Source organism: Streptomyces sp. NRRL F-6676 (assembly GCF_000725625.1).
Lineage (GTDB): Bacteria > Actinomycetota > Actinomycetes > Streptomycetales > Streptomycetaceae > Streptomyces.
The window spans coordinates 64,139-82,270 of the sequence record NZ_JOHS01000026.1 but is presented as its reverse complement, the minus strand read 5'-3'; the positions used below and the strand labels follow the sequence as shown (position 1 = coordinate 82,270).

Here is an 18,132-nt window from a genome sequence, read left to right as displayed (position 1 = left end):
GGGGTGGGGGTGGCGGGGGTGGGGATGGTGTCGTAGATGTTCTCGACGTCCCCGGTGGCGCCGGGGGCGCCGGAGCCGCCGGTGTCCGCGGCATCCTCCCCGTCCCGGGAGGCGGGGGCGGGCGGGCCGCCCGGGTACTCGGGGGTCCCCGACCCCCCGGATGCCCCCGGGGGCTCGGCGGACTCGGGCCTGCGGGTCAGGAGCGGGTCGGCGGGGTCGGCCCGGGAGAAGGCGTCCCAGGTCGGGTCGCCGGAGCGGGTGTCGGTCGCCGCGGCGCCGACCGCCGGGGCGGGTCGGGCGTCCGGCGCGGGGCGGGTCGGCAGCGAGGGGCGGGCCGGGCGGGCGGTGGCGGCCGGCCGTGCGGTGGCGCCGGCGCTGTCCGTGCCGGCGCGGTCGGTCCAGCTCAGTACGGCACCGCAGCCGTCGCAGAAGGACTGGCCCGGTTCCGCGCGGGTGCCGCACTCGGCGCAGTTCTGGGTGGTCATTTCTCCGGTTTCCTTTCGGCGGCGGTCACCTGAACCGTGTAGGGCATGTGGGCGGGGCGCGCGGCCGAGACGAGGGCGTCCAGGCGGTGCGCGTCCGCGGGGGTGGGATCCGGCAGCCGCAGGTGGACGTGGAGCCGGGGGCGGGGGGCGCCGGGGACCGGGCCGAGGGGGCGGGCGCTCCAGTCGGCGGCGCCGCTCTCGGTGATCTCCGGCTCGGCACCGAACGCGAGCCGGACGGCTTCCGTCAGGCCGCGCCGGGTGCCGCGGACACGGTGCAGATAGGTGGCGGCGGCGACGGCCGCGCGCAGCTTGGGTTCCGGCTGCGGGCGGCTGGTGTCGGTGCCGTCGGTCTCGGCGCCCACCCAGCCGGCGAGCCAGCCCACGAAGTCCACGGGGGCGAGGGCCGGGTCGAAGTAGGTGTCGAGGCAGTCGAGGACGTTGAGGATCGGCGCGAGGACTTCGTCGAGGCCGGCGACGAAGCGTTGGGCGAGGTCGTCGTCGGCGAAGACGGCGGGCAGGTTGAGCCCCAGCGGGGCGGACGACCCGAGCCCGTCGATGGACCCCCTCATGGGGTACCTCCCCGGGACACGCCCACCGCCCGGAGGGCGCCGTCGGCGGAGGGGCGCCTCATGACGCGTCGCCGATCACTCGGACGCGGTGGTCGTACGAGAAGACCAGTGACGGCCGGCTCAGGTCGATGCGGTTCGTGGGGTCGCCGCGCTTTCCCGTGAGGGGGTCCGCGGGGTGGAGGGTGACCTCGTCGACGAGTTCCACGCCGGGGACGCGTTGCAGTACCGCGAAGATCTCCCCGGACTGGACCGGGCGGCCGAACGGCCAGCCCTTGCCGTCGGCGCCGCCGGTCAGCGGGTCCAGGTGGCGGTAGAGCGCGTCGTGCGCCTGCCGGCGCACCCGGTCCGTGTCGACGCCGCGGAACGCGTGCACCGTGGCCACCACCGTCACCCCCTGGTAGAACGGCGGCCCCACGGCCAGCCGGGTGCCGATCAGCCGGCGTTCGTCGAGGTGCCGGGTGATGCGGGACAACAGCGCGTCGCCGGGCACGAGTTGCTCGAAGCGCAGCCGGCCGCCCGGGTCGGGCACGGCCTGGGGGACGACGAGGACCCGGATCGCGTAGGAGCCGTAGTCGCTCTCCTCCCCCTCCAGGCAGGTGATGCGGGCGGTCTCCGGGGCGGCGCGCCGGGCGAGTTCCTCGTAGTCCCGCAGGGTCACCGCGCGCTCCTGGGCGCGCAGCGTGATGGGGGCGCGGACCTTCGCCTCCTCGACGGTCTCGCCGTCGACACCGCCGCGCGCGGCCTCGCGGTTGACGACCTCGCTGACGAAGGGGATGGAGGTGCGCAGCACCCGGACCGCGCCCCGGGCGACGTTCCCGGCCCGGCCGCCGCCGATGCGGTAGCGGCGGGCGCGCAGCACGGCGCCCTTGGGGGCGACCATGCCGTACTGGCGCAGGGTGCCGTCGGCCTCGCGCACCGAGGGGCCGAAGGCGATCTCCCCGGTGGTCGCGTCGAGGGTGAGGTGCCGGTCGTCGGGGCGGGAGCCCGCGAAGTGCGGGACGACCTCCCAGTCGACCCAGCCGTCGTGCTCGGCGCTCTGCACCAGGACGGGCGGGGTGTCGCCGACGACGGGGGCGTGGGCGAGGCGCAGCCGCTGCCCCGGCAGGCCGGTGGACTCGCCGAGCGCCTCGTCGTGGACGGTCTCGGCGTGGACGGCGCCGGTGGTGCCGCCGATGGTGCAGGCCTCGACGGAGCGGACGGTGGGGGAAGTGGTGTAGAAGGGCTGGTCGGGCAGCGGTTCGGTGACCCGGCAGCGCAGCCAGCCGGCCTCGTGGCCGCCGGTGCGGGAGAGCACGTGGGTCCCGGGAACGTGCAGGACGACCTCGCCGGGCCGGTTGAGCCCGCCGGTGCCGTCGCGGTCCACCTCGCAGGGCTGCCAGCCGTCCTCGGACCAGGCCTCCCAGACCAGCGGCGGCTGGCGGGGGTCGACACCGACGCCGTCGACCCGGCTGTCGAGTTCGAGGACGACGGCGCAGTGCGGCACGGCGGCGGTGAGCCCGACCAGCATGCAGTCGCCGGGGCGCGGGGACTCGGCGAAGCACCCGATGTCGGTGCCCTCGGCGAGGTCGTGCGTGTGGTCGGTGACGGTCTCGCCGCTGTGCTGCACGACCAGGTGGCGCAGCGCGCTGGGCACGATGCGCAGGTCCCGTTCGACGGCGAAGACGACCGCGTCCTCGCTCTCCGTGCGCGGGGTGGCGACCTCGGTGCCGGCGGGCACGGAGACGGCCTCCTCCTGCGGCGCGGACAGCCAGAAGGTGACGTCCGTGCGGGCCGCGCTGGGCGGGAAGAGGGTGATGCCGACCAGGTCCAGGAAGGCGAGATGGTTCTTCTCCGGGACCCGGTTGAGCCGGTAGACGATCTGGTCGGCCATGTGCGCGACCGTCTCGACGAGCGTGACGCCGGGGTCGGAGACGTTGTGGTCGGTCCACTCCGGGGCGCGCTGCTGGATGTAGCGCTTGGCGTCGTCGACGAACTGCTGGAAGCGGCGGTCGTCGAGGTTGGGGGAGGGCAGGGGCATCAGAGGTCGCTTTCGGGGAGGTAGCCGGGGCCGTCGGACGGCGCGGGTGCGCCCGGTTCCTCGTGGGAGGGGATGACGTAGAACGGGAAGACGAGGCTGCGCGGGTTGTTGGTGCCGCGGATCGAGTAGCTCACGTCGATCAGGAGGCTGCTCTCCTCGGCACCCACCGACACCTCCACGTCCTGCACCTCGATGCGCGGCTCCCAGCGGTCCAGGCTGAGGTGGACCTCGTGCTGGATGCGGCCGGCGGTCTGTTCGTTGACCGGGGCGAAGACCAGGTCGTGGATGGCGCAGCCGAACTCGGGGCGCATCGGCCGCTCGCCCGGCGCGGTGGAGAGGATCAGCCGGATGGACTCCTCGATCTCCTTCTCGCCGCTGACCAGGGCGATGCCGCCGGTCGGCCCGATGCGCAGCGGGAACGACCAGCCGGAGCCGACGAACTGTTCGGCCATCAGTAAGCCACCTGCCTTGTGCGGGAGAGGTTCATGACGCACCCGGTATCGGGATCGTGACGACCTTGAACAGCGGCGACAGTACCGAGAAGCTCGCGCCGACGACCCTGGTGGAGGCGGAGTTGAGCTGAAGGGTGCCGCCGCCGGTGATGTTCGTGGCGCCGCCGCCGGTCAGGGTCGCGGCGCCGCCCGCCACCATGTTCAGGGCGCCTCCGGTGCTGACGGCGATCTGGCCCGCGCTGCGCATGTTGATCATGCTGCCGCCCTGGATGCTGATCGGGCCGCCGCTCTTGATGCTCAGCGAGCGCCCGGCGCTGAGCGACAGGCTGGTGCCGGCCTCGACGGACACCGAGCGGCTGCCCTTGATGCTGACCGTGCCCTTGCTGTCGACGCTGATCTCGGTGTTCGCCCGGTCCAGGTTGATGACGAGCTTGTCGTCGCCTGACTGGATGCGGACGCCCTGCTTGCGGGCCAGCTTGGCGCTGAGCAGGTCGACGCGGTTGCCGGTGCGGTCGGAGAGGGTGTGCCGGGCGGCCTGGTTGCGGGCGCCGTTGTAGAGCGGCACGTCGTTCTTCGTCTCCTGGTCCCGGCCGTTGTACAGACCGCCGATGACGAAGGGGTGGTCCAGGGCGCCCCGGTCGAAGGCGACGAGCACCTCGTCGCCGACGTCCAGTGGGAAGAACCCGCCCCCGTATCTGCCGCCGAGCTGCACCGTGCGCGTCCAGTCGCTGACGTAGGTGTCGTCCAGCCACGGGAACGTGAGCTTGACCCGGCCGCGCTTGAGCGGGTCGGTGACGTCGGTGACGACGGCGTTGGCGACACTCGGCAGCCGGGGCACGCTCTCGGTGCCGCCGGAGGCCAGCCCGTACAGCGAGCGCCACTGACGGCCGCTGACGGTGAGCGCCGACTCGTAGTGCTGGCCGGCGCCGAAGCTGTGCCGGACGGAGGTGACGGTGTACTTGCCCTCGAAGGGGGCGCCGGTGTCGGCGAGCGCCACCGGGACGCCCGGCCGCAGCTTGGGGTTGCCGCGGACGGTGACCTCCACCTCCGCGAAGGAGGCGGAGACGTCGTCGGCGAGCGCCTTCGCGGCGTACGTGACCTCGGCCTGCTTGTCGTAGGGCGTGGCGGTCTGCACCAGCTTGGTCGGCCGGAAGAAGCGGGCCGCGCTGCCGGGGGTGGCGCCGATCTCGAAGCCGGGGTTGGTGGTCGCCGGGGCGGTGGCGACGATCTCCTTGGCCAGGTTGACGTCCCAGCCCCGCGACTCGACCTCGGCGACCTGGTCGGCGGCGGTGACGCCGGTGCGCAGCCGCAGGATGTCATGCCGGGCCTGGAGGACGAACGGGCTCTTGTCGCCGTCGGTCTCCGGGGACGGCGCACCGGAGGACGGCTTGGGCGAGACGAAGTTGAACTTGCCGTCGGCGTCCAGGGACATCACCATCTCGTTCTCGTCGGCGAGCCGCGCGATGAAGTCCCAGTCGGTGACGTTGGACTGGCTGATGAACTCGTACTGCGCCTTCGTCGACTCGATCCGGCCGACCGGGACGCTGTTGAGGCCGACCAGTTTGCGGACGATGGAGGAGGCCGTCTCGTTGGTGTACGCGGCCACCCGGCGTCGGCGCAGCAGCCGGTGGCCGAGGTCGTAGCCGCGGATCACGGTGAAGGAACCGGTGCCGTCGTAGTCGGCCTCCATGGCGGTCACCTCACCGGTCAGCAGCGGCTCGGCGGCTCCCTTGCCGCCCGCGACCGGGGTCAGCACGACGTCGGTGCCGAAGTTGACGCCGAGCCGCTTGAGCAGGGTCCGGTTGGGGTCGCGGAAGGTGAGGCGGAACGCGGCGGGGACGCCGACGCCCTGGTCGACCCAGCCCGCCACGAGCAGCGGGGCGATCGTCTTGCGCAGCTCGACCCCGTTGAGCTTGACCTTGATGATGTTGGAATACGTCAGCGGCGGCATCAGCGGTGCACCTCCTGAGTCGCGGGCAGCAGCAGGTCGGTGCCGTTGGCCAGCCGGGCGGGGTCGTCGATGCCGTTGGCCTCGGCGATGTCGCGCCAGGCGGAGGCGTCGCCGTACTCCTGCCAGGCCAGCGACTGGAGGGTGTCGCCGGCGACGACGCGGTGCACGCGCTGGGCGGTGAGGGCGCCGGAGGTCGGGTTCTGCCCCGGGGTGGCGTGCGGCAGTTCGTGCAGCGACACCTGGCAGGTGGCGCGGATGGGGACGCCGGAGGTGCCGAACAGCGTGTACGAGGCCTCGACCGAGCTCACGTAGGAGACGAACCGGGCCGTGGCGAACGAGCCCCACTGGAAGATCACCCAGGGGGGCGAGGGCTTGTCGGCGGCCTTGCTCCTGGCCGTCACCACACAGCAGTCCATCAGCGCCTCGACCTGCTTCAGCACGGCGTTGCTGCCGGGCTTGTCGGAGGAGTCCAGGAAGACCTCCACGGTCATCTCCCGGGCCACCGGGCCCATGAACTCCGGAATCGAACCGTCCCGGGTGTTGGCGGCCGGGGTGTTCTTCCACTCGGCCTGCCGGGACAGGGTCAGCTGCGCCGGGTTGAACTGGAGGGTGAAGTTCTGGATGAGCGCGCCCGGCGTGGGACTGTCGCCGATGGGCGGCTCGTGGATGGCGAGGGTGGCGTGGACGAGGCTCTTGCCGGCACCGCCGCTCGGGGCCATGTGCCGCTCCTTTCGTTCCGGTGGGGTGCGCCGGCGTTGCCGGTTGCCCTGCTGATGGCGAGGGGTCAGTCCGTGAAGCCGTGGTGGGCGATCTCCAGGACCTCCGTGGCGACGGCCGGGCTGCTGGCGTCGAAGGACGGGCCCTGCCAGCTCACCGGCAGGACGTCGAGCAGCCCCCAGCGGGCGATCTCGGAACCGTCCGCGCGCCGGGCCACGATGGTCCCGGTGGGCCGCTTGATCCCGGTCTGCACGGAGGAGATCCACTTGGCGACCTTGGTGGTGTCCGGGGTGAGCGGACGGGTCAGCCGGACATTGGAGAAGGTGATGCGGGTCGGCAGCTGCCAGACGAAGCCGTTGTTGCCGCCCTCGGGGCGCTGCTCCACCTCGACCTGCGACGACAGCCCCTCGCACCCGTTCCAGTAGCCGAGGCTCTGGCCGTCGATGGACAGGGTGAACCAGATGGTGGAACCGGGGTCCTTGCGGGACATCGGGGGCGGCCTTTCGAGTGCGTTCGGGCGGGTGGTGCGGTGGTGCGGGTGGTGCGGTGGTGCGGGTGGTGCGGTGGTGCGGGTGGTGCAAGTAGTGCTTGTGGTGCCTTCGGTGCGGAGCGGGTGCGTCAGCGGCGGTCGTCGCGGAGCCTGCCGATCCGTTCGCGGTCCATCCGCAGCTCCGTGCGGAGCATGCGGGTGACGCGGCCGATGATCCGGTGCGCCAGTTCGTCGAGCTGGAAGTCGGTCAGGTCCTTCGGGTCCCAGGACCCGGCCGGCACCCGGGTGTACGCGGGCGGCGGGTCCGCGGGGCGCTGCTGCTCGTTCCCGTCGAGCGGCACCGCGGTGTAGCCCGGCGGCGGCTCCTCGTCTCGCGAGGCCGGCACCCTGCTCAGCGTGGAGGCGACGGTGGCCGCCGCGGCGGCGGCGAGCGCACCGGTGGCCGACCGCGGCTGGGAGCGCTGCACGGCCGTCTGCTCCCCGGGCGGGGCGGGCGGGGTGAGGGAGGTCAGCGGGAGCGCGGAGGGCGTGCCGGACGCGGAGGCCCGCAGGGGCACGGGGCCGGCGGCCGCGTCCCGCTGCACCTGGGGCGCCCCGAGACCGGCACGGCGGGACGCCACGGCGTCGGGGCTCCTCGTGCCGCCCGGCTCCGGCCCGGCCGGGGCGGAGGGAAGCGGCGCTCCGAGCCCCGAGCGGCGGGCCTGCCGCGAGGCGTTGACGGCCCGCTGGACCGGCGCGGCGCCGTCCCCGACGGACACCGCCGCCGGGGACGGCGCACCCACGGGCTGCCGCTGTACGGGGGCGGGCGGGGGCGGTGTGCCGGGGGCGAGGGTGAGTGGCTGTGCGGGGGTGCGCGTCGCGGCGTCGGCGGCCAGGCGCTGCACGACGGGCGTCGCGGCGTCGGAGGCGCCGGTGACGGCCCGGCGCTGTACGGGGGTGGCCGGGGGCATCGTGCCGGATCCGTGGGCGAGTGGCTGGGCGGGGGTGCGCGTCGCGCGCGAGGGTGCCGTCGCGGGGGCGGCGGCTTGGCGCTGCACGGCCGGCGCCCCGCCCGGGGCGGAGGCGCCCGCCTCGCGCGGGGACGCGGCCGCGGCGTCGGCGGTGCGGCGCTGTACGGCCGGCGCCACGCCGGGGTCAGGCACGGCGGACGGGCCGCCCGAGGCACCCGCGACCGGCAGCACGGGGTCGGCCGTCCGGCGCTGCACGGGGGTGGACGAGGGCGTCGTGCCGGGGGCACGGGTGAGCGGCCGCACGGCCGGCGTGCCGCCCGGTGCGGGGGTGCCCGCCCCGGGCGAGGCCGCCGCCGCGGGGCCGGTCGCGGCGGGTCGCACCGCGGGCGGCGTCGCGCCGGACGCGCCCGCGTCCCGCGCGCCTGGCGTGCTGGGGCCGCGGGTGAGCGGCGCGGGGGCGAGAGCCTGGCGCTGCACGGCCGGCGTCGCGCCGGACGCGCCTGCGTCCCGCACGGTCGGCGTGCGGTTCGGGTCGCGCGTGAGCGGCACGGGGTCGACGGCCCGGCGCTGCACCGGGGAGGGCCCTCCCGTCTCACGGGGGGACGTCGCCGCGGGGTCGGCGGCGCGACGCTGCACGGTCGGCGTGCGGCTCGGGTCGCGCGTGAGTTTCACGGGGGTGACGGCTTGGCGCTGTACGGGGGCGGGTGTGCCCGTCTCGCGCGGGGCCGCCGTTGTGGTGTCGGGCGTGCGGCGCTGTACCGCAGGCGGCGTTGTGCCGGGCGCGCCTGCGTTCCGGCTGGGGTCGCGCGTGAGTTTCACGGGGGCGGGTGTGCCCGCCTGGGACGAGGGCGCTGTTGCGGTGTCGGGCGTGCGGCGCTGTACCGCAGGCGGCGTCGTGCCGGACGTGTCCGCGTTTCGCGCGGCCGGTGTGTGGCTCGGGTCGCGCGTGAGTTTTACGGGGGTGACGGCTTGGCGTTGCACGGGGGCGGGTGTGCCCGTCTCGCGCGGGGCCGCTGCTGCGGCGTCGGGCGTGCGGCGCTGCACCGCAGGCGGCGTCGTGCCGGGCGTCCCCGTGTCCCGGGCGGCCGACGGCGTGCCGCTGGTCACCGGCGGCGCGGGGTTGGCCGTGCGGCGCTGTACGGGGGTGGACGGAGGCGTCGTCCCGGGGTCGCGCGTGAGGGGCTGTGCGGGGGCGGCTTGGCGTTGTACGGGGGCGGGGGTGCCCGTCTCGCGCGGCGACGCCGTCGTGCCGGGCGCGCCCGGGTCCCGTACGGCAGACGAGCTGTTCGCGTCGCCCGTGACGGCCCGGCGCTGTACCGGGGCGGGCCCACCTGCCGTGCTCGGGGACGCGGTCGCGGCGTCGGTGGTGCGGCGCTGTACGGCCGGCGTCGTGCCGGGCGTACCCGCGTCCCGCGTGCCCGGCTGCGCGGGGCCGGTGTTCTGGCGCCGGCCCGGGGTGCCCGCGTCGCGGACGGCCGAAGGGTCCGCCGTCCGGCGCTGTACGGGGGTGGACGGGGGCGTCGTCCCGGGGTCGCGCGTGAGTTTCACGGGGGCGGCTTGGCGCTGTACGGGGGCGGGTGTGCCCGTTTCGCGCGGGGACGCGGTCGTGGCGTCGGGCGCGCGGCGCTGCCCCGCAGGCGGCGTCGTGCCGGGCGCGCCCGCGTCCCGCGCGGCCGGCGGGCCGCTCGGGTTCGGCGGCGCGGGGTTGGCCGTGCGGCGCTGTACGGGGGTGGACGGAGGCGTCGTCCCGGCGTCGCGCGTGACCGGACGCACGGGCTCGGCGGCCCGGCGCTGCACCGGGGCCGGTGCGCCCGCCCCCGGCGAGGACCCGCCCGCGTCCCGTGCGGCCGGCGGGCCGCTCGGGTTCGGCGGTGCGGGGTTGGCCGTGCGGCGCTGTACGGGGGTGGACGGAGGCGTCGTCCCGGCATCGCGCGTGACCGGACGCACGGGTGTGGCGGCCGGCGTCGTGCCGGGCGTACCCGCGTCACGTCCGGCCGAGCCCTCGGCGGGCCGTACCGGAGGCGCCGTCGCGGGGCCGCTGCCCGGAGCGGTTGTGCTCGCGTCGGCGGGCCGGGAGACGGCTCGCTGCACCGGCAGGTGGGCGCCGGGGGAGGCCGGGGAGGTGCGCGGCGGAACGGGGCCGGGGGAGGCGGGTGCCCCGCCTCCCCTGCTGTCGTCCCCCCTGCCGCCTCCGTCCCGGCCCCCGCCGTCGCCGTGCGCGGGCCGGGGCGGGGTGGCCGGGGGCGCGGACCGGCGCGCCGCGGGCAGGGAGCGGCGCTGTACGGCCGGCGCGGTGGCCGGCGCCTTGATCAGAGAGCTGGTCCGGGCCGGCGCCGGGGCGGGCGTCACCCGGATGCCCTGCGCCGGTGCCGGCGGCGACACCGGCACGTTCGTGCCGAAGGAGGGCACGGCGGCCCGCTGGACGGGCAGCGCGGACTCCCCACCGGCCCGCCCGCCGCCCGTCCCGTCCGGCGCGGTCGGCGCGGCCGTCGGAACGGCCCGCAGCGGCATGGCCGGCGCGCGCTGCACCGCCGGACCGGGCGCCGCCGCCCGGGAGGGGGCGTTCGTCGCACGCTCCAGACCGGTCACCGGACCGCCGGCGCCCGTCGGCTCGGGCGACGGCGGCAGCAGCCGTGCCGGTGAGGTGTCCAGGACACCGAGGGACGGCGCCGCCGTGAACGACGGGTTCCGCCAGGTCGGCAGGCGTCCGCCGAAGCCGCGGTCGGCGACCCCGGCGGGCCCGGCCGCGGACCGCTGGATCGGCGGCAGCCCCGGCCACGCGGCCGGCCGCGACGCCGGTACGGGCGCCGCGTCGGCGGCGGGCGCCGGGGACGCCGAAGGCGCCGGCCCCGCCGGAGCCCCGGCGGGGCCCGCGGAGTCGGCCGGGCGTTCGCCCCGGCCACGCAGACGGTCCAAGAGACCCACGGCTCAGCCCTCCGCCGCGGACCGCGTCACGAAGGACGCGATCTGCTCCGTGTACCCGCGGCGGTCGTGGTGTTCCAGGTCCAGGATCGCCTCCAGGCTCCAGTGGAAGTGGTAGGCGACGTACGCGATCTCCTCGTGCAGCCGATCGGTCGCGTACGTCACGATTCCCCCAGGCGGCTCCCGCCGAGTTCCACCTCGAACGACTCGGAGCAGTGCGGGCACTGAACCCCCGCCCGGGTGTGGCCCTCGGCGTTGATCTGCCGGTAGAAGTCCTGGAGGAACGCCAGGTCGGAGGCGAACATGCTCTCCACGATCCCGTCGTGCACGTTCGGCAGCGTGCCGAGCTCGGTGATGACCCGGCCGAGCAGCACGACCGACAGATACGCCGGGTTCTGCTGGACGCGCAGGTCGCGCAGCGGGACGAGTTCGTCCCGTGCCGTCGACAGACGCATCACACCCTGGCGGTGCACCGTGCCCGCGTCGTCCACGTAGCCGCGGGGCAACTCGAAGGGGAACTCGGTACGCAACGTCTGCCGCGGTGCCACGTCCGCCGGCGGGGCGGCGGCGGGAGCCTGAGGGGGGACCTCGGCTCCCGCCGCCGCGGACCGGTCGGCCGCGGCCGCCTCGGCAGCCGTGCGCGCACGCGGCGCACCCACAGCCGAACGTCGCATTACTCGATGACCAGGTCTTCGAACACGATGGTCACGGTCTCGGTGACCGGTGAGGTGTCGCCCGCCTTCAGCGTGCTCATCACGATCTTGCTGCACCAGGCGTTGCGCAGGTTCCAGCGCTTGACCGGGTTGTCCTCGTAGTCCATGAGGATGATCGTGGCGTTCTTGCGGGCGACACTCATGTTGCCGTCCAGGGAGTCCTTGATCCACTGGGTGAACGCGTCCGACTGGCTCGCGCCGCGCTCGATGTCGACCTGGCCGTCCTTGCCCACGCCCGGCATCAGGGTGACGTTGCTGCGGCCGGTGGTGCCCTGGTTCTGGTTGTACTTGATGACGTCCTGTTCGACCTGGAGGCCGTTGACCGAGTTCAGGTACTCGATCATCACGCCGTCGATCTGGATGCCGAAATTCGGTGCGACGAGGACGTCTTCTGCTTTGGGGAGAGCCATGAGTTCGCTTACCTGTCCTTCTGAAAGGGCTTCTCAAAGGTGGGTAGGGACCGGTGAGGGCGGTTCCGCCCGCCTCCCTACTCCTCCAGTTCGCCGCTGCCGCTGGAGAACTGGGCCAGCCGGAAGATCACGAACTCGGCCGGCTTGACCGGCGCGATGCCGATCTCGCAGATGACCCGGCCGAGGTCCACGGACTCCGGCGGGTTCGTCTCCTCGTTGCACTTGACGTAGAAGGCCTGCTCGGGACTCTGGCCGAACAGGGCGCCGTTGCGCCACTCGTTGACGAGGAACGCCGAGACGTTGCGCCGGATGCGGGCCCAGAGGTTGTGGTCGTTCGGCTCGAACACCACCCACTGGGTGCCCAGCAGGATGGACTCCTCCAGGTAGTTGAAGTACCGGCGGATGTTGAGGTAGCGCCAGGCCGGGTCGGAGGAGAGGGTGCGGGCGCCCCAGATGCGGATGCCGCGGCCGGGGAAGGCGCGGATGCAGTTGACGCCGATCGGGTTGAGCAGGTCCTGCTCGCCGCGGGTGATCTGCAACTCCAGATCCACCGCGCCGCGCACGACCTCGTTGGCGGGCGCCTTGTGCACGCCGCGCTCGAAGTCGTTGCGGGCCCAGACGCCGGCGACGTGGCCGCTCGGCGGGATGATCCGGGACTGGCCGGTGGCCGGGTCGAACGCCTTGATCCAGGGGTAGTACAGGGCCGCGTACTTGGAGTCGTAACCGGCCGTCTCCTGCCGCCAGACACGGATCTGACGGGCGTTGAGGCCGGGCGGTGGGTCGATGACGGCGACGCGGTCGCCCATCAGCTCGCAGTGGGCGATCAGACCGAGCTGGACCGCCTTGACGGCCTCCAGGTCGATCGCGCCGCGCTGGTAGGCGGCCATCAGGTCGGGCACCGCGACCATGGAGATCTCGTCGACGGCCTCCAGACCGCCGAAGCCGGTGCGGTCGGCGGAGTCGCCGAGGTACTGGGCCGGACCGGGGTGGTCCGCCTCCGCGCGGTCCGGGACGGCCGGGGCGGTGGTGGCCGGGGCGGGCAGCTCGACGGTCTGGTTCTCGGGCCGGACCAGCTGCGCCGTGGGGGCCGCCTCGGTCACGGTGATGAGCTTGGAGCGCTCCTTGACCTGCGTGACGACGTAGGTGCGGCCGCCCTTCTTCGCGCTCACGTCGAAGGACTCGACGGGCTTGCCGCCGTCCTTGACGATCAGCTTGAACCGCTCGGCCGGGCCCTCGCCCTCCGGGTCGGCGACCTCGACGCTGAGCGCGCCGTTCCGGCCGGGCGCGACCGCGGTCACGCTGAACGTGCCGAGCTGCCGGGGCTCGCCGGGCGGCAGCGCGGCGGGGGCCGCGGAGCCGGACACGGCGGCGGGGGCGGAGCCGCCCGTCGTCGCGGCGTCCTCGGCGGACCCGCCGACCCTCACGACGTAGGCGGCGGAGCCGCCGTTGTTGAAGAAGCCGTACACCGAGTGGGCCAGGTAGTACCCGTCGGTGAAGTCACCGAACGCGGCGACGTACTGGGTCCAGTTGGTCACCAGCGTCGGCTCGTTGAGGGGCCCGGTCGGAGCGAGCCCCACGAAGGCCGCCACCGAGGTGCCCACCCCCTCGATCGGGCGCGAGCCGCTGGCCACCTCCTCGACGTAGACGCCGGGCGACAGATAGGACGGCATGTTCCGCGCTCCTTGGGGGTACGAGTCAGAGTGCCCTCCACCCTCGCGCGCGGAGCACCGGCCGGAAACGCCTGGCGGTGCAGAAGCGGGGGCACTTGAGCTGCCCGAAAGTGCGCGTTCCGCCGCCGCGCCGGGGCAGCGCCGCCTCGACGGACACCCCGCGCACGGGCGTCCGGGCCGGCCCCGGCCGGCCTCCGGCCCCCCGGCGCGCGGAGCGCGGCCCCGCCGGCTTCGCGGCCGCCGCCCCGGCCGCCGCCCGAGGCAACGTTGTCCGGGGCGCACGGTCCCGGTGGGCGCGGGGAGAGCGCGCCGGGCCGGCCGCCGCAGACCGGCTGGACGGTCCGGAGCGTTCGCACGGGTGCGGTCGGACTCGTGCACCCTCCTGCCCTTTTACCGGCAACCCCCTCCCGGGGGAAGGGCCGCAGGGGTACTCCCGGGGCCCGGCCGAGGGCCGGGCGGCCGGGGCGGCCCGGCCCCCGGGGCACGGGGGCCGCCCCTGTCCAACACCGTGCCATTTCGCGCCTGTTCGTAGCCTGTCCGCATGAGTCTGTGGACTTCCCTGGAACCCGCCTCGGCGACCGTGGACCCCGGTGGCAGCACCCGGGTACGGCTGCGCCTGCGCAACACCGGTGACGTCGTCGACGAGTACCGCTTCGAGGCGGTCGGCGAGGTGGCCCCCTGGGCCGTCGTGGAACCGGCGACCCTGCGGCTCTACCCGGGCACGACGGGCACCGTCGAACTGACCTTCGCCCCGCCCCGTACCCCCGACGCGCCGGCCGGACCGAACCCGTACGCGGTGCGGATCACCCCCACCGAGCACCCGGAGGCCACGACCGTCCCCGAGGGCAACCTCACCATCACCCCGTTCACGGAGCTGCGCGCCGAGCTGGTGCCGCCGACCGTGAAGGGGCGGTTCCGGGGGCGGCCGAGGCTGGCTATCGACAACCTGGGCAACACGGAGGTGACGGCGTCGGTCAACGGCCACGACACCGGCGACCAGTTGTCCTACACCATCCATCCCGGCAACGTACGGATCGCGCCCGGCCGTGCCGCCTTCGTGAAGGCGACGCTGAAGCCGCGGCGCCTGATCTGGTTCGGGTCCAAGGAGCAGCGGCCGTACACGCTGAACGTCGTACGGTCCGGCACCGATCCGCTGCCGGCCGAAGGGACGTACGTCCAGCGGGGGTTCCTGCCCCGCTGGCTGGCCACCGCCTTCGGCATCTTCCTGGCCCTCGGCATCACCTTCGTCATGCTGTGGATCTCCTACCAGCCGTCGGTGCGGTCGAGCGCCTCGGAGAAGACGGTCGAGGCGGGCGCGGCCATGGCGCCCCCGCCGGAGTCCGCCCCGCCCCTGTCGTCCGCGCCCCCGCCGGAGTCGTCCGCCCCGCCCGAGTCCGACGGCGACAAGGACACCGGCGACGGCGGGGGCGGCGGCGGAGGCGGGGGCGGCGGTGCCAAGGCGCCGGAGCGGAAGGCGAAACCCGTGGTGCCCGCGACGAGGATCCTGCTGCGCAACACGACCACCTCCAAGTGCGCGGACATCCCCGGCTTCGAGAACGGCACGCAGGACGGCCAGGTGGAGGAGTACACCTGCGACGGCACCGACGCCGACAACCAGCTGTGGAACCTCGAGGTGAAGTACCCCAAGGGCGGCCCCGCCGACAGCCCGCTCTTCCAGATCAGCAACGTCAAGGACCAGCTGTGCATGGACCTGCCGGGCGAGGGAGCGGCGCCGGTCAGGTCACCGATCACCGAGTTCCCGTGCGACGGCACGACCGGCGACAACCAGCTGTGGTGGCTGGACCGGCAGGACAGCGGCGCCTACTGGATCCGCAACGCCGCGAGCGACGACAAGTGCCTGGACGTCGCCGGGCTCAGCGTCGGGGGCGACGGCACGAACCTCACCCTGTACGACTGCTCCAACGACGACGACCAGGAATGGATGATCATCGACCCCGCCGAGCAGGAGTGACCCGGGCGGGTCCGGCCCAGGGGGAGCCGGACCCGCCCGCGGGGGCGCGCTCTACCAGGCGCCCTCGCCCGGCACCAGCCGTCCCGCCTTGCGGTACTCGCGCCGCGCCCCCTCCAGCAGGTCCGCCGAGGTGACCACCGAGTCCCGCCCGGCGGCCAGATACGCCGCCGTCACCACCGCGCTGCGGATCGACCCGCCGGCCAGCTCGAACTCCCGCGCGAGGGCGCCGAGTCCCGTGTGCGCCCCGTCCGCCACCGGCACCCGCTCCAGGCCGTGCCGCCACAGCGCCATCCGCTGCCCCGCGTCGGGGAACGGGAAGTCGACGACCAGGTCGAGCCGGCGCGTGAACGCCTCGTCGATGTTGGCGCGCAGGTTGGTGGTGAGCAGCGCGATCCCGTCGAACGACTCCAGCCGCTGGAGCAGATAGGCGCTCTCCATGTTGGCGTACCGGTCGTGCGAGTCCTTGACCTCGGAGCGCTTGCCGAAGACCGCGTCGGCCTCGTCGAAGAGCAGCACGGCGTCGGTGCGGTCGGCCTCGGTGAAGATCCGCTCCAGGTTCTTCTCCGTCTCGCCGACGTACTTGTCGACGACGGAGGAGAGCTGGACGACGTAGAGGTCGAGGCCCAGTTCGGCGGCGACGACCTCCGCGGAGAGCGTCTTGCCGGTGCCGGACTCGCCCGCGAACAGCCCGAGCACGCCCCGGCCCCGGCCGCCGCCCGCGCTGAGCCGCCAGTCGCCGAGGACCCGCTCGCGGTGCCGGGCGCGCAGGGCCAGCTCGCGGAGCTGGGCGAGCGGGGCGGCGGGCAGGACGAGGTCGCTCCAGTCGACGTCGGGGCGGATCCGCCGGGCGTGCTTCTCCAGGCCGGAGGCGGACTGCTGGCGGGCGGCGAGCCGCAGATGACCGGGGGCCAACGCGGCGCCGTCGAACGCGGCCAGGTCGAGGGCGGCCCGCGCGGCCCGCTCGAGCCGCTCCCCGCCGAGGCGGTACGGGGCGACGGTGGCGGCCAGGTCGAAGCCGGGGGCGCCCGCCGTGTCGCCGAGCGCCGCCGCCCAGGCCGGGAGCGTGCCGGTGCGGCGTTGGGGCGCCTCCAGGACGAGGGGGTCGCGCGGGCACCAGTGCGGGTCGTACGGGCGGGGATCCGCCAGCAGCACGGGCACGTCGGGGGCGGCGGTCAGCTCGCGCAGCAGCGGGCCGGGGTCCGCGGGCAGCGGGGCCACGAGCAGCGCCCGGCCGCTCAGCCGGGCCTCGCGCAGCAGCCCGGCGACCTGCTCGTCGGGTCCGCCGAAGCACAGGGCGTCGAGCCCGGCCGCGCGCAGGGCGGCCGCCGCGCACGCGCTCCCCTCGCCCTCGCGCCGCTCGCGCAGATAGACCGCGCCGGGGACGGGCGCCGCCAGATGGGCGGCCAGCCGGCCGGTGAAGGAGGCGAACTCCCCGTCCTCCGCCCCGTCGTGGTGGTCGTACGGCAGCGGGCGCAGGTGGGGAGTGAGCTCCGGGTCGGGCGTGTCGTCGCCGAGGAGATGGGCGACGACCCGGTCGGGCACGCGCAGCGACCGGGTCAGGAAGGGCCGCTCGGACTCCTCCACGACCAGCAGTCCGCGCGCGGTCAGCGGCGCCGCGGGGTGGAACCGGGCCCGCGCCCCGGCCCGGTGGGCCGGCGCCCCGCAGAGTTCGAGCGCGAGGCCCACCGTGGCGCGGCGGCGGCCGACGTCGTCGTTGAGATAGCCGTAGAGCGGCTCGAAGGAGCGGTCCACGTCGGGCGCGAGGGCCAGGAGCAGGACAGCGGCGTCCAGTTCGCCGAGGCCCAGCCGGACGGCCAGCTCGGTGAACCGGTCACCGGGCGGCGGGGGAGCGTCGTCGGCGGGTCCGGGATACGCCTCGCCGCCGGCGGTCTCCGCGAGCAGCAGGTGCCGACGGACGGCCTCCTCGGACAGATACAGCCCGCGCAGCGGGTCGTCGGCCGTGGGATCGTCGGCGGCACGCCGGTCGACCAGCAGGGCGACCCGCTCGCGCAACCGGGCGAGCCGGACGAGCAGCGCTCCCGCGGGGTCGGCGGGGTGTGCGGCGATGCCGGGATCCGTGAAGCCGTGGACGGGGGCGGTCACCGCTTGCGCTCCGTGCGCACCGCGATCTGGTGCGGGCGGTGGCCCCGTTCCTCCAGGGTCCGGCCCGTCCGCTGCGCCGTCTCCATGTCGGGCTCGCCCGACGTGTCGCGCACGCGGACCATGGCCCCCTCGGTGACCGGCGGCCCGGCGTCGTACTCGGGAACCGCCGGGAAGGGCACGGTGACCACGAGGTCCACGGACGGCTTCAGCTCCCCGCCGAGCGCGGACCAGATCTCCGCCAGCGAGCGCGCCTCGGTCTGCACCCCGGCCACCGACAGCGGCACCGCGAGCCCCAGCGCGCGCAGCGGGCCCGGGAGTTCCTCGGCGGGCAGCGACTCGCGGGGCAGCAGCGTGGCCAGCACCGCCGAGAGCAGTCGGTGTTCGTCCTGCGGCCGCTTGGTCCACGCGGTCACCAGGTACGACAGCCGGAACCAGCGCGGCGGCTGCCGGTGTTTGACGACGATGGCCCGCTCGTCACGGACGGCCATGTGCCCGCGGTGCCGTCGGCCGATGTCCTCGCGGATGTCGTAGAGATAGGCGTTGATGGTGGGCGCGTTGCGGCGGGCGGCCCAGTCGCGGGTCGGGGCGTCCAGGGCGATGTCGACGCCGGATCCCGCGAGCGCGCCGCCGCCGAGCAGGTCCTTGAGGACCTCGTCCACCTCGTGGATCACCGTCGCGCTCCCGCCGTCGTACCTGTTCCGGCCGCTGCCG

General features: G+C 74.9%; 14 protein-coding genes and 1 pseudogene. 1 reads left to right on the top strand and 14 read right to left on the bottom strand.

The features are described 5' to 3' along the window. From IO29_RS39500 to IO29_RS18030, 12 genes and pseudogenes are all read right to left on the bottom strand, one after another. Positions 1 to 485 (bottom strand): annotated as a pseudogene (locus IO29_RS39500) (zinc ribbon domain-containing protein); the annotation flags it as partial. Then, positions 482 to 1,054: a phage tail protein gene (locus IO29_RS18075; protein WP_030376830.1), complete on the bottom strand. Its 573-nt coding sequence runs from the start codon at positions 1,052 to 1,054 to the stop codon at positions 482 to 484. The pseudogene IO29_RS39500 and the gene IO29_RS18075, both read right to left, overlap by 4 nt. Positions 1,055 to 1,112: 58 nt before the next feature. Further along, positions 1,113 to 3,071 (bottom strand): putative baseplate assembly protein, encoded by a 1,959-nt coding sequence (locus IO29_RS18070; protein ID WP_030376829.1) that lies wholly within the window; start codon positions 3,069 to 3,071, stop codon positions 1,113 to 1,115. Next, positions 3,071 to 3,523 carry a GPW/gp25 family protein gene (locus tag IO29_RS18065; protein ID WP_030376828.1) on the bottom strand — a complete coding sequence of 151 codons (453 nt, stop codon included), beginning with the start codon at positions 3,521 to 3,523 and terminating at the stop codon, positions 3,071 to 3,073. Before IO29_RS18065 ends, IO29_RS18070 begins: the two co-directional genes overlap by 1 nt. 31 nt (positions 3,524 to 3,554) lie before the next feature. Continuing rightward, entirely contained in the window at positions 3,555 to 5,474 is a 1,920-nt protein-coding gene (locus tag IO29_RS18060; protein WP_030376827.1) for a VgrG-related protein, read from the bottom strand. Further along, a complete protein-coding gene (locus tag IO29_RS18055) occupies positions 5,474 to 6,193 on the bottom strand; it encodes a CIS tube protein (protein ID WP_030376826.1) in 720 nt (239 codons plus the stop codon). The genes IO29_RS18060 and IO29_RS18055 overlap by 1 nt, the downstream gene beginning before the upstream one ends. A 65-nt stretch (positions 6,194 to 6,258) precedes the next feature. Further along, positions 6,259 to 6,681 (bottom strand): phage tail protein, encoded by a 423-nt coding sequence (locus IO29_RS18050; protein ID WP_030376825.1) that lies wholly within the window; start codon positions 6,679 to 6,681, stop codon positions 6,259 to 6,261. A gap of 128 nt (positions 6,682 to 6,809) precedes the next feature. Next, positions 6,810 to 10,556, bottom strand: coding sequence for a hypothetical protein (locus IO29_RS18045; protein WP_030376824.1), 3,747 nt, complete (start codon positions 10,554 to 10,556; stop codon positions 6,810 to 6,812). A 3-nt stretch (positions 10,557 to 10,559) separates the two neighbouring features. Further along, the gene (locus tag IO29_RS39000; protein WP_199806900.1) at positions 10,560 to 10,718 is read right to left on the bottom strand and encodes a DUF6760 family protein; all 159 of its coding nucleotides are present in this window, start codon (positions 10,716 to 10,718) and stop codon (positions 10,560 to 10,562) included. Further along, positions 10,715 to 11,227: a hypothetical protein gene (locus tag IO29_RS18040; protein ID WP_030376823.1), complete on the bottom strand. Its 513-nt coding sequence runs from the start codon at positions 11,225 to 11,227 to the stop codon at positions 10,715 to 10,717. The genes IO29_RS39000 and IO29_RS18040 overlap by 4 nt, the downstream gene beginning before the upstream one ends. Then, on the bottom strand, positions 11,227 to 11,676 hold the full coding sequence (locus IO29_RS18035; protein WP_030376822.1) for a phage tail protein: 450 nt from the start codon (positions 11,674 to 11,676) through the stop codon (positions 11,227 to 11,229). Before IO29_RS18035 ends, IO29_RS18040 begins: the two co-directional genes overlap by 1 nt. A gap of 77 nt (positions 11,677 to 11,753) precedes the next feature. Then, a complete protein-coding gene (locus tag IO29_RS18030) occupies positions 11,754 to 13,346 on the bottom strand; it encodes a phage tail sheath subtilisin-like domain-containing protein (protein WP_030376821.1) in 1,593 nt (530 codons plus the stop codon). A gap of 541 nt (positions 13,347 to 13,887) precedes the next feature. Here IO29_RS18030 and IO29_RS18025 point away from each other — a divergent pair. Further along, the gene (locus IO29_RS18025; RefSeq protein ID WP_033225869.1) at positions 13,888 to 15,318 is read left to right on the top strand and encodes an RICIN domain-containing protein; all 1,431 of its coding nucleotides are present in this window, start codon (positions 13,888 to 13,890) and stop codon (positions 15,316 to 15,318) included. Between the two features lie 51 nt (positions 15,319 to 15,369). On the opposite strand, the gene IO29_RS18020 is transcribed toward IO29_RS18025, so the two are convergent. Further along, entirely contained in the window at positions 15,370 to 17,421 is a 2,052-nt protein-coding gene (locus tag IO29_RS18020; RefSeq protein ID WP_078617997.1) for an ATP-binding protein, read from the bottom strand. Then, complete coding sequence (locus IO29_RS18015) at positions 17,418 to 18,092, bottom strand: Pvc16 family protein (protein ID WP_030376818.1); 675 nt, start codon at positions 18,090 to 18,092, stop codon at positions 17,418 to 17,420. The genes IO29_RS18020 and IO29_RS18015 overlap by 4 nt, the downstream gene beginning before the upstream one ends. Positions 18,093 to 18,132 lie beyond the last annotated feature (40 nt).

Excerpts from the sequence above, each read along its gene's own strand:
- IO29_RS18050 (WP_030376825.1), bottom strand. The coding sequence starts at position 6,681 with ATGTCCCGCAAGGACCCCGGTTCCACCATCTGGTTCACCCTGTCCATC.
- IO29_RS18065 (WP_030376828.1), bottom strand. The coding sequence starts at position 3,523 with ATGGCCGAACAGTTCGTCGGCTCCGGCTGGTCGTTCCCGCTGCGCATC.
- IO29_RS18030 (WP_030376821.1), bottom strand. The coding sequence starts at position 13,346 with ATGCCGTCCTATCTGTCGCCCGGCGTCTACGTCGAGGAGGTGGCCAGC.
- IO29_RS18075 (WP_030376830.1), bottom strand. The coding sequence starts at position 1,054 with ATGAGGGGGTCCATCGACGGGCTCGGGTCGTCCGCCCCGCTGGGGCTC.
- IO29_RS18040 (WP_030376823.1), bottom strand. The coding sequence starts at position 11,227 with ATGCGACGTTCGGCTGTGGGTGCGCCGCGTGCGCGCACGGCTGCCGAG.
- IO29_RS18055 (WP_030376826.1), bottom strand. The coding sequence starts at position 6,193 with ATGGCCCCGAGCGGCGGTGCCGGCAAGAGCCTCGTCCACGCCACCCTC.
- IO29_RS18025 (WP_033225869.1), top strand. The coding sequence starts at position 13,888 with ATGAGTCTGTGGACTTCCCTGGAACCCGCCTCGGCGACCGTGGACCCC.
- IO29_RS18035 (WP_030376822.1), bottom strand. The coding sequence starts at position 11,676 with ATGGCTCTCCCCAAAGCAGAAGACGTCCTCGTCGCACCGAATTTCGGC.
- IO29_RS18070 (WP_030376829.1), bottom strand. The coding sequence starts at position 3,071 with ATGCCCCTGCCCTCCCCCAACCTCGACGACCGCCGCTTCCAGCAGTTC.
- IO29_RS18060 (WP_030376827.1), bottom strand. The coding sequence starts at position 5,474 with ATGCCGCCGCTGACGTATTCCAACATCATCAAGGTCAAGCTCAACGGG.